The sequence below is a fragment of the Francisella philomiragia genome (assembly GCF_018135955.1).
In the GTDB taxonomy this organism is placed as follows: Bacteria; Pseudomonadota; Gammaproteobacteria; order Francisellales; family Francisellaceae; genus Francisella; species Francisella philomiragia.
In genome coordinates this window covers 1,237,621-1,253,560 of record NZ_CP063138.1, presented here as the reverse complement: position 1 = coordinate 1,253,560, position 15,940 = coordinate 1,237,621, and the positions used below count along the sequence as shown (strand labels likewise).

The window sequence follows — 15,940 nt, the reverse complement described above, 5'->3', positions numbered from 1 at the left end:
ATTGTAGTACTAACAGGATCAAAATAAAAGGTTGTTTTATGGGTAAAGAAGAAAAAAATAATATAGAAGATAAGGCTTTAGACAATGAGCAAGAGATGGATCAAGAGTCTACCAGTAAAGCTGTAGAAGAATTATCTATAGAAGAGCAATTAGAAAGAACAAGAGATACAATAAAAGAGTTAGAAGAAACATGTGACTCTTTTAAGGATGAAGCCCTAAGAGCTAGAGCTGAGATGGAAAATGTTCGTAAAAGAGCCGAAAGAGATGTCTCTAATGCACGCAAATTTGGTATAGAGAAGTTTGCTAAAGAGCTTTTGCCAGTTATTGATAGTATTGAGCAAGCATTAAAGCATGAAGTTAAGCTTGAAGAGGCTATAGCTATGAAAGAGGGTATAGAATTAACATCTAAGATGCTTGTTGATACGCTCAAAAAAAATGGTCTAGAAGAGCTAGATCCAAAGGGTGAGAAGTTTGACCCTAATCTACATGAGGCGATGGCTATGATACCTAATCCTGAATTTGAAGATAATACTATTTTTGATGTGTTTCAAAAAGGTTATATGCTAAATGGTCGTGTAGTTAGAGCAGCTAAGGTAGTTATAGTAAAAAATTAAAAAAAATACTTGAAAAGCTAATAGATATACCCATCTATAAGTCGAGATTGAAAAAAAGTTTAAAAAATAAAATTAAAATAATACAGGAGAATTTTCATGGGAAAAATTATAGGAATAGATTTAGGAACTACTAACTCTTGTCTTGCTATTATGGATGGTAAGACTGCTAAAGTTATTGAAAATGCTGAAGGACATAGAACAACTCCTTCAGTTGTGGCATATACTGATAATGGTGAAATATTAGTAGGTCAGGCAGCTAAAAGACAAGCTGTAACTAACCCTGATAATACATTCTTTGCTATCAAAAGATTGATTGGTCGTAAATACGATGATAAGGCTGTACAAGAAGATATTAAGAAGAAAGTACCTTATGCGGTAGTTAAAGCTGATAATGGTGACGCTTGGGTTGCTACTAAAGAAGGCAAAAAGATGGCTCCACCACAAGTTTCTGCAGAAGTTCTAAGAAAAATGAAGAAAACAGCAGAAGATTATCTAGGTGAACCAGTTACAGAAGCTGTAATTACAGTGCCAGCATACTTTAACGATAGTCAAAGACAAGCTACAAAAGATGCTGGTAAAATAGCAGGTCTTGAAGTAAAAAGAATTATTAACGAGCCTACAGCTGCTGCGCTAGCGTATGGTGTAGATTCTAAGAAAGGTGAGCAAACTGTAGCGGTATATGACCTAGGTGGTGGTACATTCGATATTTCAATTATTGAGATTGCTGATGTCGATGGTGATAACCAAATTGAAGTATTATCAACAAATGGTGATACTTTCTTGGGTGGTGAAGACTTTGACGTTGCCTTAATGAACTACTTAATTGATGAGTTTAAAAAAGAGCAAGGTATAGATCTTCACAATGATAAGCTTGCTTTACAAAGAGTAAGAGAAGCTGCTGAAAAAGCTAAGGTAGAATTATCTTCAGCTCAACAAACTGATGTTAACTTACCTTACATTACAGCAGATGCTACTGGACCTAAGCACTTAAATATTAAAGTAACTAGAGCTAAGTTCGAGTCTTTAGTTTCTGATCTTGTAATGAGATCTTTAGAGCCTTGTAAAAAAGCTCTTGAAGATGCTGGTTTAAGTAAATCTGATATAACAGAAGTACTACTGGTTGGTGGACAAACTCGTATGCCTCTAGTACAAGAGAAAGTAAAAGAGTTCTTTGGTAAAGAGCCACGTAAAGATGTAAACCCTGATGAGGCAGTTGCAGTTGGTGCTGCTATTCAAGGTGGTGTACTAGCTGGCGATGTAAAAGATGTACTTTTACTTGATGTAACTCCACTTTCTCTAGGTATTGAGACTATGGGTGGTGTTATGACTAAGCTTATTGAGAGAAATACGACTATTCCTACTAAGAAGTCGCAAGTATTCTCTACTGCTGAAGATAACCAACCTGCGGTAACTATACATGTACTTCAAGGTGAGCGTGAAATGGCTTCTGCAAACAAATCTTTAGGTAGATTTGACTTAGCAGATATTCCACCAGCACCACGTGGTATGCCACAGATTGAAGTAACTTTTGATATAGATGCAAATGGTATCTTAAATGTATCAGCTAAAGATAAAGCTACTGGTAAAGAGCAAAATATTGTGATTAAGTCTTCAAGTGGGTTATCTGAAGATGATATCGAAAAAATGGTACAAGATGCTGAAGCTAATGCTGAATCAGATAAAAAGTTCCATGAATTAGTATCTGCGAGAAATACAGCAGATAACCTAATCCATAGTTCTAGAAAGGCTATAGCTGAGTTAGGCGATAAAGTATCTGCAGAAGAGAAAGAGAAAGTAGAGGAAGCTTGTAAAGATTTAGAGTCAGTAGTAAAAGGTGATGATAAAGATGCTATTGATGCTAAGACTAAGGCTTTAGAAGAAGTTTTCTCACCAATCGCACAAAAAGCATATGCTGAACAAGCTCAAGCTGCTGGCGCTCAAGGTGGTGCACAAGCTGAAGAGCCAAAGAAAGATGATGATGTGGTAGATGCTGATTTTGAAGATGTTGAAGACAATAAAAAATAAATAAAATCTAAATAAGTCAACAAAGTGTGGTTTATCCACACTTTCCTTTTTGTTATAATAGTCTGTCCAAAATTTTTAGGTTAGGTAAAATGCAACAGAAATGCTATTATGAAATTTTAAATGTATCTAAAACAGCTTCGGGTGTTGAAATTAAAAGAGCTTACAGAAAGCTTGCTATGAAATACCATCCAGATCGCAATCCCGATGATAAAGAAGCAGAAATAAAATTCAAAGAGATCTCAGAAGCTTATGAAATACTAAGTGATGATGGTAAAAGATCTAGATATGATCAGTTTGGTCATGCTGGAGTTAATCAGCAAGGCGGCGCTGGGAGTGCTGGCGGCTTTGGAGGTTTTGAGGATATTTTTGACACATTCTTTGGCGGCGGGGCCTCACGTGGATCAAATAGATCTAGAGCATCTAGAGGTAGTGATCTAGAATATACTATCGAGATTTCTTTAGAAGAGGCTTTTTTTGGCGTTGAAAAAGAGATAAATATACCAAGAATGGAATCTTGTGATAGTTGTGATGGTACAGGCTCTAAGTCAAAAACTAAAACTACATGTCATGCCTGTCATGGACAAGGAACAATTAGAAGACAGCAAGGTTTCTTTGCTTTTGAACAAACTTGCCCTGTATGTAATGGTACAGGTTCAAGTATTGCTGATCCTTGTGATGATTGCTATGGTAGTGGCAAAATTAAGAAACAAAAAACTATCAAAGTTAAGATACCAGAAGGTGTTGATAATGGTGATAGAATTAGGCTACAAGGCGAGGGTGATTCGGGCTCTAATGGAGCTATGAATGGTGACTTATATATCCAAATTCTGGTTAGAGAGCATAAAATCTTTGAAAGAAGAGATATGAACCTATATTGTGAAATGCCTATAAGTTTTACTAAGGCTTGCTTAGGTGGAGAGATAAAAGTTCCAACTCTTGATGGCGAGGTTGTGCTCAAAGTTGTACCAGAAACTCAGACTGGTAAAGTATTTCGCTTAAGAGAAAGAGGAATGAAGTCTCTTAGAGGGCAAAGAAGAGGGGATCTCCTTTGTAAAGTAGTCGTTGAAACTCCTATTAATCTAAACTCTGAACAGAAAGAACTATTAGAAAAGTTTGCAGATAGTTTAGGTGAAGATTATCAAAGTAAACATTCACCTAAGAGTAAAACTTGGTTTGATAATGTCAAAGATTATGCCAAGAAATTTTTTGAGTAAATATTTCTATTAGCTAAACAAATCTATTTCTACTATAGTGGCAGCCAACTATGAAAATTAACTTGTTTTAGTCATCTACAGGTAATTAGCTAAAATCGACTGATTAAAAGATTTTAGAGAAAATTATTTGAAAATACTAAGCATGTACAATTTCTGTTGAAGCATAGTATGTAGTACCATCTGCAAGTACTTTAATTTCTAGGTTATATTTTTCGCCAGCTTTACCTTTACCATGATTTTTGCGACAATCAATTCTAACAATGTCCCAATCGCGTGCATCACCTATAAATATTTGATTTTTTCCTGGTTCATCGATTGTTTTGCTACCATAGTCAATGACACTACAGTTAGCTATTGCAGAACCTGAGATTATAACATTGTAATAACTTTGATGTTCTATATTCGTTGGAAGGGTGCCTGATTTATTGAAGTTTATATCTTGGATATCTGGAGCTTTTTTGTCAATATAGAGCTCTGTCATTTTATCATTACTACTAAAGTGGGTACAAGCAACAAGCGATATTAAAAAAGGAGATATTATAAATAGTTTTTTCATTATGATTTTAGATTGATTCTTTTTAGTTATGATATATTAGATTTTTGATTATAGTCAAATATAATTTTGAGAGTTTTATTAAAAGTTTGGAGTAAAAGCCATAGATCTTTTGTGATGACTACGATTATGCCAAAAGTTTATTCTCTCAAGAGCTTTGGCTGAGACTTCTTTACCATCTAAAAAATTATCAATTTCTTGATATGTGACACCCATTTCATCTTCATCAGTTTGACCTTGCCATAGACCAGCAGATGGAGCTTTATCTATAATATTTTGCGGCACTTTGAGATACTTGCCCATTTCAAAGACTTGTGATTTCTTTAGATTAACAAGGGGTAGTATATCTGCTGCACCATCGCCAAATTTTGTGAAATAACCCATATACCATTCGCAGGCATTATCTGTGCCTATTACAATTCTGTTATTTTGTTGAGCATAGGCATATAGATACATCATCCTAAGACGAGCTTGAGCATTACCTTTGATGACATGTTGGCGGTCATTTTGTGAGTTTGTAAAGTTAAGAGTTGACTCTATAAATGTATCATAAGCAGGTTGTATTGTAACAATATGATGTTCTATATCAAGATTTTTAATGAGCTCTAGTCCATCTTTCATATCTTGATCTTGATTATTTTTTGATGGTAGTATTAGTGCTGTTGTAGGTAATCCAGTTTTAACCGCTAAAGATGCCGCTACTGCTGAATCTATGCCACCACTAATACCAATAACAAAACCTTCTGCAGGATAGTTTATACAAATTTTTTTTAACCATTTTATTAATTTTTTAGAATACTCTTCTGCAATAAAATTTTTTATTATTTTCATATTAGATTGCCTTTAACTAAGATTTTAATTTTGAGAGATTTTATCATAACAACAAATTATTGCTAAGATAATCTGTCTAGGCTACTAAAAGATGACTACTTATCAAAAGCAGGGTTATCATAATGAGGGTCTACGTAGTTATCTACATTATAGCCAGCACCTAGAGCTTGATATAGATTGACAATACTTATCAAAGATTTTAGCTTTGCTTGATTTACCTGCATTTGTTGATAAAGTACATTAAGAGTAATGCCTGTATACTGTGCTTTGCTAATAGCACCGGAATTATACTTTTTAGAAAATATACTTTCTTGTCTTTCTGTTGATTTTAGAGAAACTGTTTGTTTCGTATAATTTTTTTCATTTGCAGATCTTTCAGATAGAGTATCATCAACATCTTGGAATGCCTTTTGTAGAGTACTAATATAGTCATAATATGCTTGGTAGAACTGTGATTTAGCTTTATCACTATCTGCAAGAATACTCAAATTAAATATTGGGACAGCTGCTACAGCTTCAGCAGCCCATGCCCAAGCATTCATGGTTGCAAGCTCTCCAAGAGCAAGAGTTGCATTTCCAAAAGTTCCTGTTAGATCTATGCTTGGGAAGAATTGAGATCGAGCTAAACCTATATTTGCATTGGCTGTTTGTAATTTATATTCTGCTATACCGACATCAGGTCTATTTTCTAATACTTGAGATGGTAAATTAACAGGCACTTTAATATCTGCATTTATATCATTAAGTGTTCTTGATGTTACTATTTTGCCAGGATTTCTTCCCATGAGTATTTTGAGAGTATTTTGGAAATGAACTATATCATTTTTGATCATAGCTACTTTTCCTTTTTGAGCTTCAAGCTGTTGTCTTATGACCTCTTCTAACATTGGAGATGTTGCCCCAAGTTTATGCTGATTTTCAGCATAATAGAAAAGTAACTCGAGTTGATTGACCATTTGAGTTTGCAACTTTAATTGTTCTTGAGCCGTAATTAGTGAGAAATATGCAGCACTAACCTGACTTATGATTGATAGTCTAGTAGTATTTTTAAGGTTGACCTGCATCTTTTTACTTAATCTAGAAATTTCTCCTAGCTTAAATTGTCTAGCAATATTTATTGTATAACTAGGAATGATACCCACTAAAGAACCACCTGCAGTTTGGGTGCCAACATTGTTAAGTTGAGGGATGCTTGAATTTGAATTAATATCAAAAGCTTGAGCTACAAATCCACCACCTCCAACGCTTGCTGTAGGTAGCCAGCCATAGTTAGCTTTATTTATCTCTGCATTAGCTTGGAGGATATTTCCTATAGAGACTTGTAACTTATTGTTATCTTTTAATGCTGTGGTTATAAGGTTATTTAATACAGGGTCGTGAAATTCTCTCCACCATGCAATTTTTGTAAGATTCCAATTTTTTGTTATTTCGACATTATTATCTTGGCTATTCCATAGAGCTGGTGCTTTAACTTCAGGTCTTTCATATTTCGGATCGAAAAAGCTACAACTAGATATTAAGAATGTCGTTGTAATCAATACTGATGAAATAATTTTATTTTTAATCATAGTAGTCACCCTATAAAGTATCTACTTTTACTGTTGCACTGGCGCCAACCCTTAAAGGATACTTAGGGTCATTTTTTAGTACTATTTTCACTGGAAAGCGTTGTGTAACTTTAACCCAGTTACCAGTAGCATTTTCAGGTGGTAGCAGAGAAAATACCGAACCAGTTGCATAGCTAATACTATTTACTGTACCTGTATATGTATGGCTATACATATCTAGCTCAATTTTTACTGATTGTCCTGGTTTGATTCTATCAAGATCAGTTTCTTTAAAGTTGGCATCTATCCACCACGTTTTGTTATCAATAAAACCAAATAATGGTTGTCCAGTAGAAACTAGTTGCCCTTTATATATTTTTAGGTTTGAAACATAACCATCGTCAGGAGCAATAAGAGTTGTATAACTTAGATTTAGGCTAGCATTATCGTATCCAACTTTTGCAGCACCAACTTGAGCTTTTGCTATTTCAACTTGTACAAGAGCTTGTTTAAGAGATGAATATGCCTCATCTTTAGCTTTTTCTGCTTGTATTTTCTGATTTATGTATTTTTGAGCATCTTGTAGAGAGCCAGCATCTTCTTTGTATAGTTTTATATATCTATCAGCCATGCTTGTAGCTGTATCAAGAGATGATTGAGCTTTAGTAAGATTAGATTTTGCAACACTTACTTGCTCTTGGGCTACAGCTAATTGGCCTTTAGCTTGAATAATTTTCGCATTTGCATTTGCAACTTGTAATTGATAGTCTTTAGGATCTATTTGTACTAGCTTATCACCTTTATGTACGTACTGGTTGTTTTGTACATAAACCTTTTCAATATAGCCACCAACTTTAGGTGATATGTTAATTACGTCAGCATTTACATATGCATTATCGGTATTCGGAAAAACTTTATTATATTTATAGTATCCATAGATACTAAGTGCTGTTAAAGTAATTATACCTAGTCCAATAGCTATTTTCTTAGTTGAAAATTTAGACTCTTTTTTCACATTTTGTTCTTGCTTTTCTTCCGGTATCTGAGTATTAAGTGTTTTTTCTTCTGACATCTTAAATTATTCCTATAATAAAATTAATGCATTGCTGGAACAGCAGCGTCTTTAGGAGGTTCTTTTAATAAAAATGGTACTATAGCTAATAAGAGGCTAAGAATACCTACAACATAAAAAGAGTTAATGTAGCTTAATAAACTGCTTTGATGCAGTACTTGTTGTTTTGCTATAGCTATGGCTTCTGTATTATTTGCGATCGGTAATGTATTAGTCCAAGCTTGAAAGCTATTATTCATATATGAAATATTTTGTGATAATTCTTGATATGTAGTTTGTTGATTTCTTGAGATAAAAGTCGCCACAAATGCAGTACCTACAGAACTACCAAAATTCCTGAAAAAGTTAAAAGAACCAGACATATCTCCCATATCTTCATCAGCTACTCCAACGACAAGTACACTCATAAAAGGAACAAAAAACATCATCATTCCAAGTCCCTGAATAGCAGTCGTTAAGACTATGTCAAATTCACTTGCTGTTGGTGAGAAGCTTGCTTGCATTAGACAAGAAGCTCCAAATGTAAGCATTCCTAAGCTGATAGTAGTTCTAACACCTAGTTTTTTTACTAAGAAGTTTTGAGTTATTACAGCACCAAAAATTGCGGCAACTCCTCTAGGAGCAGTAATATAACCTGCTAAATCAACAGGATAACCATATACTTGTTGTAGCATTGTTGGTAAGTATGCCATAGCAGCAGAAAACAATAATACAAACATAAAACATAAAAAACATGCTAGGATAAAATTGAAATTTTTAAATATTCTAAACTTTACTACAGAAGAATATATTAAACCTCTCCAGATAAAAAATCCTAGCGAAACAATAGATATACTCAAAAGTATAATCATTTCTATAGAAGAGAACCAACCATTAGTATTTCCATTATCAATAAAAAGTTCTAGACATCCAACACCAATAGCCATAAAGCCAAAACTGATATAGTCTATTTTGATTTTTTTAATTTTAGTTGCGTCCATCATAAAGAAAATGATCACAAAAGCAACTATACAAAGAGGGACATTCACATAAAAAATCCATTCCCATGACATATTCTCACAAATAGCACCACCAAGTACAGGCCCAATAATCGGACCCATGACGATAACCATACTATATACAGTCATCATTTTATTGTATTCTTCATTTCTAAAATTTGTAGAGATGTATGTCTGAGCTACGGATGGTAAAAATGCTCCACCCATACCTTGAAAAGCTCTAAATACAATCATTTCTGCTAGAGATGTCGATAAACCACACATTACAGATGATATACCAAAAATTACTGATGAGACTAAAGCAACCCTTTTGATACCATACTTTTCTATAATCAATCCTGATAGTAGTATGAAAATTGCAGCTGTGACAATATATACTGTAGTTACATCGGCAATAGTTTCAACATTCGCACCAATAGCACCCATAATTTGAGGAATAGCAACTGCTACGATTGTTAAATCAACAATCTCAGCTAATGCTAGCAAACTTATTGCTAATGCAACTATTGTTCTTTTTTGACTCCAAAAGCCAATTTTTGTTGTACTATTAGATTGCATAATTTATATATTTTATAATCAAACCACAGCTAATATACTATAGTTTTTAGCTATGGTATTAAGAAATTTAATTCTAGAGTTTATTTAATTGTAGAATTATTGCACAATTATACCAATGTATTGTAGCATTATATGGACAATAAATATTGAAAAACGGCCAAAATGTTGTTGATGTTGAAATATCAAATTATAGTCAGTGGCTTGATGGCCCATCAATAATTGCTGTAAAAGGTGGAAATACCCCTGATAGCGAAAATAAGATAAGCAATCAAGAAACTGACTGGCATTATCATTCTCGAGGTAAAATATTTTGTATTGAGTCGGGACTTGTACATGTGAGTACTCCTGATGGGTCATGGGTACTTCCATCTAACAGGGCTGGATGGATTCCCCCAAATACATCCCATAAAATTCGTATAAGTGGATTAGTAACTGGTTGGGTTATTTTTATATTGCCAAGTTTATGTGAAGAAATGCCTAAAAGTTCGAGAGTAATTCCTATGAGCGAGGTGCTTAGGGCACTTGCTCTTAGAGCGACAGAATGGGATAAACAACAAAAGCTAACATCAGATCAAGAGAATATCGCGAAAATTATATGTAATGAAATTAGCTCTGCTCCAGAAGAGGCTCTTCATTTACCAATGCCAAAAACTGATAGAGTTATAAAAGTTGCTAATGCAATTATTGATAATCCATCAATAACAACAAGTCTCGAGCAATGGGCCTCATTTGGAGCGATGTCGGCTAGAACTCTAAGAAGAATTTTCTTGTCTGAAACAGGTCTTAGTTTTTCGCGTTGGCGTCAGCAAGCTCAGTTAGCACGCGGGCTTGACATGTTGTCTAAAGATATATCTGTTACTGAAGTCTCTGATTCGCTTGGGTATGCTTCTCCAAGTAATTTTATAGCGATGTTTCGCAAAGCTTTTGGTAAAACACCAAAACAATATTTTTCTAGCGAGAATTAATGAGAGTTTTATAAAAAATCTTTTTTTAACTTTTTAATATCTATTTTACCAGTATTGTTTTTAGGTAAAGTTTCAACAAAAATACAAGATTTTGGAACTTTGTAACTAACTAATTTTTCTTTACAATACTGAATAATATCATCTTCAGTTGCTTTAGATCCTTTTTCTAAGGAAATAAAAGCAATAGCTCTTTCACCAGAAGCTTTAGAGTTAACTCCTGTAACAGCTACTTCTTTTACATAGTCTAGTTTAAGTATACATATTTCAACTTCACGAGGGTAAACATTAAATCCTGACACAATAATCATATTTTTTAGTCTATCAGATATAGTTAGGCGTCCTTTTTTATCTATGTATCCTATATCACCTGTTTTTAACCAACCATCATCAGTAAAGTATAGTTCATTATTTTGTTTATCATTCCAGAAACCACGGCATCTTTGAGGACCCTTAAGCCAAATTTCTCCCTCTTTATAACATTCATTAATTTCCTGTTGAGTTTCAATATCTCGGATACTAAGATCTGTGCCAGGGATGGGATAGCCACAAGTGCCAAAATAGTCATCTTCTGATTCATTAAATTTATTTAAAGCAATAGCAGGCGACATTTCTGTCATACCGTATCCTTCTTTAAGTTCTACACCTGTCCTATCTAACCAGTGTAAATATATTTTACGAGAAATAGGCATACCACCACTTAAAGAGTATTGATATCTGGTTTTATTTATCTTTTCAAAATCAGGATGCTCTAGCATTGCCATATAAAGAGTATTAAGACCATTAAAAATAGTAAATTCATTTTTTGACATTGTTTTTATTAGATCTTTTATGTCTCTAGCATTAGGAATCAAAACGTTTTTTGCTCCAGCAAAGAAAAAACATAATAAGTTCGCACTCAAAGAGAATATATGATAAAGAGGTAAGGCTGTTATTATGATCTGATCAGACATGTCCATATCATGCCTTACCCATGCCCATACTTGTTGAATGTTTGAGGCAAGATTATTGTGCGTTAATATAGCTCCTTTGGGTTTGCCAGTAGTACCACTTGAGTATTGTAAACATAATATATCTTCTTTATCTATTTCAGGTTTTTTGTATAGTTTTTTATCAGCTTTAATAACTTTGCTAAAGGATATAAAAATATTTTTATTGTATTTAGGTTTATCTTTTATTAAATTTTTGGTTACAAAGCCGATAATCTGTTTCTTTGGAAATGGATATAAATCAGCAATATTTGTAACAATAACATTTTCTAGCGAGTTAATATTTACTTTGGCTTTTTGTATATGATGAGCAAACATATCTAATACAATTGCTGCTTTAATATCACAGTTATTAAAGATTGATTCAAGTTCATCAGCAGTATATAAAGGGTTGGTATTGACAAAAATAGCACCAATCTTAATGCAGGCGAATAAGCAAACAGTAAATTGTAAGCAATTAGGTAGGATAATGGCTACTCTATCGCCTTTTTTAATATTCAAATCATTTTGTAAGAAACTCGCTACTTTTGTAGCTAAATCATCAAGTTCACAAAATGTTAAATTTACATCGTGGCACGAAACTGCATCTCTATATGGAAATTGTATAATTGATTTTTCGTAGAGATCTAAAATTGTATATTGATTTTCTTGAATATCAGCAGGAGTATATTCTGGATAGTTTGATATCCAAGTTTTGTTAGAAAATGTACTCATAGTAAATAAAATTTCTCATGACTAATAGTTATTCTAGCAAAAAAACAACGTATTGAAATAATTTTAAGATATTAAATTGATTAAGGAGTATAGGTTTAGAGTATTTAGAGTTATTTAGATTTGATTACTACACTAGGGGCATCTGCTCTATGATCATCAATAACTTCTATTCTTTTTATGTATCTGTTAAGAATAGGTGTCAAAATAAACATTATGATAGTGACTATCAATATAGATATTGCAACATAACCAAATACTGATGTGTAAGTATCTAAACTTTGTTGACTTGTTATAGTATCATCAAATAAAGGTAGTGCTATAAATGAACCTATATATGATGCTAGATAAGAAGCAACCATTGTCGCAAGGAACCAGAATCCCATCACAAAACCTGATATAGCAGCTGGACATAATTCTGCAACCATAGCCAATCCTAATCCAGATATTAATAACTCCCCTAGTGATGAGCTAGCATAAGTTAGGATTAGCCAATATCCAGAGATAATCCCATCTGTAGCAAAATATTTTGTGCAATATAGTATTGCATATGACACAAACATAAGAGCAATGCCTATACTAAATTTAGTTGCATGTGTCATTTTGCTCTTTTTGTACAAAATCGCAAGTATAGGAGATAGTATCATCAACCATAGAGGGTTTAGAAGTTGGTATTGCGCTGCAGGAATATGCCATCCAAATAGAGATAAATCGACATTATGCAGTGCAAAAAATGTTAGAGTTGTTGGCATTTGGAAATACAATGCATAGAAGAAAATTGCTTCAATAATTAGTACCAAAGCGACTAGCATTCTATTTCTTTCGTAAGGCTTAAGTTTTAGAGCTATTTCTAAAAAATAAATTGTGGCTAATACAACTACAATAGCAGTAATTGAAATACATAGTCCAGTATTAGGAAGTATATTTGCTATAAGTAATATTAAAATAATGCTTGCGACTATTACGTATGATAATTTTGTAATACTTAAAGGTTTTTTACTTGCTTCTGAACCTAAATTTTCAAGCTGTCTGTAAAACATTACAAAGCCAACTATGCCAATAAGTAAGCCGATGCCACAAATCACAAATGCTTCAACGTATCCATAAGTTTGAGATATTACAGGGGTTAAAGCCATGCATAAAAGACCACCCATGTTGATAGCTAGGTAGTAAAGAGTCATTGCACTATTTAGACGGCCATCTCCTTTATCAAACATCTTAGATATTAAAGAAGAAGGATTTGCTTTGAATAGTGAATTACCGACAATGATACCAGCAAATATGTAATATATAGATTTTTCATTGGCAAAAATAAAACTTAGATATGATAAACAAAGAATTATTGCTCCAATTAATATTGTACGCTTGGTTCCGAGAACTTTATCGCCAATAATACCACCTACCCATATAAAGCCATAGGTAAAAGCAAAGAAAGAACCCATTAGATAAATAGTTTCTAGTTCACTAAGATGTAATTGCTGTGTGAAATACAAAGCAATAATTGCTTGGAAGCCATAAAATCCAAATCTTTCCCAGAATTCAATGGCCCAAACTATCCAAAAAGGACGAGATAGGGTATGATAATTTTTGTCCATGAATATTCTTCCTGAAAATTAACAGTATTAAGATACTTAATTAAAGCATTACAATAGGCGTTTTGCAATAATTATATGTTGAGTAAATTTACTATTTGACAAAGTTAATTATTGCAAGGATATTTATAGGAGCAGTCTCTGCTTTGAGTATTCTTTTGCCTAAATTTATAGTATTGAAATCTTTGGTTTTAAATAGTTCCATTTCTTTATTACTAAAACCACCTTCTGGACCTATAAAAATATTAAATTTGTCATGAGTTTTGATAAGATTTTCAAAATTTTCAGGTGTATTTGAATATGGGCAAAGAGCTATATTCATATAGCTATCTGATAGATGTATACTATTGATTTCAATGGGATTATGAATTTTAGGTATAAATACTCTTCCACATTGCTCTGCAGCAGCGATAGCTATTTTATTCCAGCGTTCTAATTTTTTATCAAATCCTTTTTTGTCAAATTTGTGGTTTGTGTATTCTGTTATGATAGGATAAATATTATTTACACCAAGTTCTGTAGCTTTTTGTATAATAAATTCAAAATTTTCATTTTTTATAATTGCTTGATAGATATTTACAATATATTTATTTTCATTATGTATTTCTTTTTTTTCTATTACTTCTAACAATATGCTTTTATTGTTTATATCAATTATTTGTGCTTTATATTGAAAGCCGTCATTATTATTAAATAATTCTATAAAATCAGACTTTTTAAGTCTAAGTACATTTTTGAAGTAGTTATAATATTCACCAGTAATAGATAGCTTTGTTGTTTGTGTCGAAATATCTGCAAAAAAACCTCGAATAGTTCTCATAAAATTAAAATTTGATAAAATACTGTTTCTTATTATAAATTCAGAATCATTTAAAAAGTAGGGTATATTTATGAGTATTTTTAATAAAAGTTTTTTGACTAATCTTGTTGCTGCAATATTAGCGATATTAGGATGGTATTTTGCTGAGCAGCATATTAAAAATATTGGGTTTTACGCGCTATCAGGGGCATTGACAAACTGGATAGCGATATATATGCTTTTTGAGAAAATTCCTTTTCTCTATGGCTCCGGAATAATTCCCAATAAATTTGAAAGTTTTAAAAAAGCGATAAAAAAGATGATTATGGAGCAGTTTTTCTCTCAAGAAAATCTTAATAAGTTTCTCAGTAATGATGATATAAAGAGATATATTGCAAATAATATAGCTACAAAAATAGATTATAATAAAATTTTTGATAGTTTTGTTGAGATGCTAATGAGTAGTAAGTATGGCTCAATGATTGAAATGTTTTTGGGTGGTAAAGAGGGGTTAGAAGGGCTACGTAAGCCATTTATTAGTAAACTTGATGCTAAAGTTATTGAGCTTTTGGATAATCTAAATATAGATACTAATAATATTTCTGAAAAAGCATCAGAAAAAATAGAAAGTCTTATAGATAGTAGACTAGATGAACTAACGCCTACGATGGTAAAAGAAATAATACAACGAATAATTCGTGAGCATTTAGGATGGTTAGTTGTATGGGGAGGGGTTTTTGGAGGACTAATTGGATTAGTTGCTAGTTTTATTGCTTAGCAGCCAATAATGATTGAATACTACTCGTTGGCATAGTTTTTTCTCTTTTCTCTATTTGTTTGTTTTTATGCTTCTCTTTTTGGAGATTTTCTAATAGCCACGGCTTTAATTGAGAAAATATATGGACTAAAGCATTATTTGTCATTTTAGCATATTCATCAGGGGTTATATTTTCAGTATCAAATTTGTGATGATACTTTATAGTTTTTATTTTTGTATATCCGGTTTTTTCATTTTTTAAGTAAAAAGTGATATAAAAAAAGAATTGTTTGTTATCTAAGTCAAGTATAGGGCCATAAGTAGTAGTACCAGACAATGTAAACTCTTGTCTAATATTAATATCTTGGAATGCAAGATTATTAACAATGTTATTATCTAGAATATATTCAAATGTAGCAACAGTTAGCATTTTTGATACTGGTAAAGCCCATTCACTATTTTTGAAAGTATACAAACGATTACCTTTAACATAAAACATTTGTGTAGATTTAGAGGCTTGAGTTTGGATATTGTATATAAGTAGAGTTGTACTAATATCAGCATCTCTAGTATCAGGAAGCTTATTAGCCTCTATCTGTTGATTGTATATTACATACTGTTTTTTAGTGGGTACCTCTAAAGGATCTCCAAATATAGAAAAAGCAAATAATTGATAAGGTAGAAGTATTACAGTAAATAAAATTATATATTTTTTCAT

At 32.5% G+C, this 15,940-nt stretch carries 14 protein-coding genes; 5 read left to right on the top strand and 9 right to left on the bottom strand.

Features of this window, described 5'->3' with window-relative positions; genetic code table 11:
* Positions 1-38 precede the first annotated feature (38 nt).
* The 3 genes from grpE to dnaJ all read left to right on the top strand — a co-directional run bounded on the left by grpE (position 39) and on the right by dnaJ (position 3,853).
* Positions 39-614: a nucleotide exchange factor GrpE gene (gene grpE, locus IMS64_RS06155; RefSeq protein WP_211490173.1), complete on the top strand. Its 576-nt coding sequence runs from the start codon at positions 39-41 to the stop codon at positions 612-614.
* A gap of 96 nt (positions 615-710) precedes the next feature.
* Positions 711-2,639 carry a molecular chaperone DnaK gene (gene dnaK, locus IMS64_RS06150; protein ID WP_004287426.1) on the top strand — a complete coding sequence of 643 codons (1,929 nt, stop codon included), beginning with the start codon at positions 711-713 and terminating at the stop codon, positions 2,637-2,639.
* Between the two features lie 89 nt (positions 2,640-2,728).
* Complete coding sequence (gene dnaJ / locus IMS64_RS06145; RefSeq protein ID WP_211490172.1) at positions 2,729-3,853, top strand: molecular chaperone DnaJ; 1,125 nt, start codon at positions 2,729-2,731, stop codon at positions 3,851-3,853.
* Positions 3,854-3,989: 136 nt separating this feature from the next.
* On the opposite strand, the gene IMS64_RS06140 is transcribed toward dnaJ, so the two are convergent.
* The 5 genes from IMS64_RS06140 to IMS64_RS06120 all read right to left on the bottom strand — a co-directional run bounded on the left by IMS64_RS06140 (position 3,990) and on the right by IMS64_RS06120 (position 9,412).
* Positions 3,990-4,409 carry a hypothetical protein gene (locus IMS64_RS06140; protein ID WP_211490171.1) on the bottom strand — a complete coding sequence of 140 codons (420 nt, stop codon included), beginning with the start codon at positions 4,407-4,409 and terminating at the stop codon, positions 3,990-3,992.
* 78 nt (positions 4,410-4,487) lie between these two features.
* Positions 4,488-5,237 carry an NAD(+) synthase gene (gene nadE, locus IMS64_RS06135; RefSeq protein ID WP_211490170.1) on the bottom strand — a complete coding sequence of 250 codons (750 nt, stop codon included), beginning with the start codon at positions 5,235-5,237 and terminating at the stop codon, positions 4,488-4,490.
* A gap of 95 nt (positions 5,238-5,332) precedes the next feature.
* Complete coding sequence (locus IMS64_RS06130) at positions 5,333-6,805, bottom strand: TolC family protein (protein ID WP_211490169.1); 1,473 nt, start codon at positions 6,803-6,805, stop codon at positions 5,333-5,335.
* A gap of 10 nt (positions 6,806-6,815) precedes the next feature.
* Positions 6,816-7,856: an HlyD family secretion protein gene (locus IMS64_RS06125; protein ID WP_012280755.1), complete on the bottom strand. Its 1,041-nt coding sequence runs from the start codon at positions 7,854-7,856 to the stop codon at positions 6,816-6,818.
* 23 nt (positions 7,857-7,879) lie between these two features.
* On the bottom strand, positions 7,880-9,412 hold the full coding sequence (locus tag IMS64_RS06120; RefSeq protein WP_004287432.1) for an MDR family MFS transporter: 1,533 nt from the start codon (positions 9,410-9,412) through the stop codon (positions 7,880-7,882).
* Positions 9,413-9,558: 146 nt separating this feature from the next.
* Between IMS64_RS06120 and IMS64_RS06115 the strand changes: the two genes are divergently transcribed.
* Positions 9,559-10,377, top strand: coding sequence for an AraC family transcriptional regulator (locus IMS64_RS06115; RefSeq protein WP_012280756.1), 819 nt, complete (start codon positions 9,559-9,561; stop codon positions 10,375-10,377).
* A gap of 8 nt (positions 10,378-10,385) precedes the next feature.
* Here IMS64_RS06115 and IMS64_RS06110 read toward each other — a convergent pair whose 3' ends face one another.
* The 3 genes from IMS64_RS06110 to IMS64_RS06100 form a co-directional block, all read right to left on the bottom strand.
* Positions 10,386-12,077: a long-chain-fatty-acid--CoA ligase gene (locus IMS64_RS06110; RefSeq protein WP_211490168.1), complete on the bottom strand. Its 1,692-nt coding sequence runs from the start codon at positions 12,075-12,077 to the stop codon at positions 10,386-10,388.
* Positions 12,078-12,187: 110 nt separating this feature from the next.
* On the bottom strand, positions 12,188-13,669 hold the full coding sequence (locus IMS64_RS06105) for an oligopeptide:H+ symporter (RefSeq protein WP_211490167.1): 1,482 nt from the start codon (positions 13,667-13,669) through the stop codon (positions 12,188-12,190).
* 91 nt (positions 13,670-13,760) lie between these two features.
* A complete protein-coding gene (locus IMS64_RS06100; RefSeq protein ID WP_211490166.1) occupies positions 13,761-14,486 on the bottom strand; it encodes a 16S rRNA (uracil(1498)-N(3))-methyltransferase in 726 nt (241 codons plus the stop codon).
* Positions 14,487-14,556: 70 nt separating this feature from the next.
* Between IMS64_RS06100 and IMS64_RS06095 the strand changes: the two genes are divergently transcribed.
* Entirely contained in the window at positions 14,557-15,243 is a 687-nt protein-coding gene (locus IMS64_RS06095; protein ID WP_200160134.1) for a DUF445 domain-containing protein, read from the top strand.
* Here the strand turns inward: IMS64_RS06095 and IMS64_RS06090 are convergent.
* The gene (locus IMS64_RS06090; protein ID WP_211490165.1) at positions 15,233-15,940 is read right to left on the bottom strand and encodes a hypothetical protein; all 708 of its coding nucleotides are present in this window, start codon (positions 15,938-15,940) and stop codon (positions 15,233-15,235) included. The genes IMS64_RS06095 and IMS64_RS06090 overlap by 11 nt on opposite strands.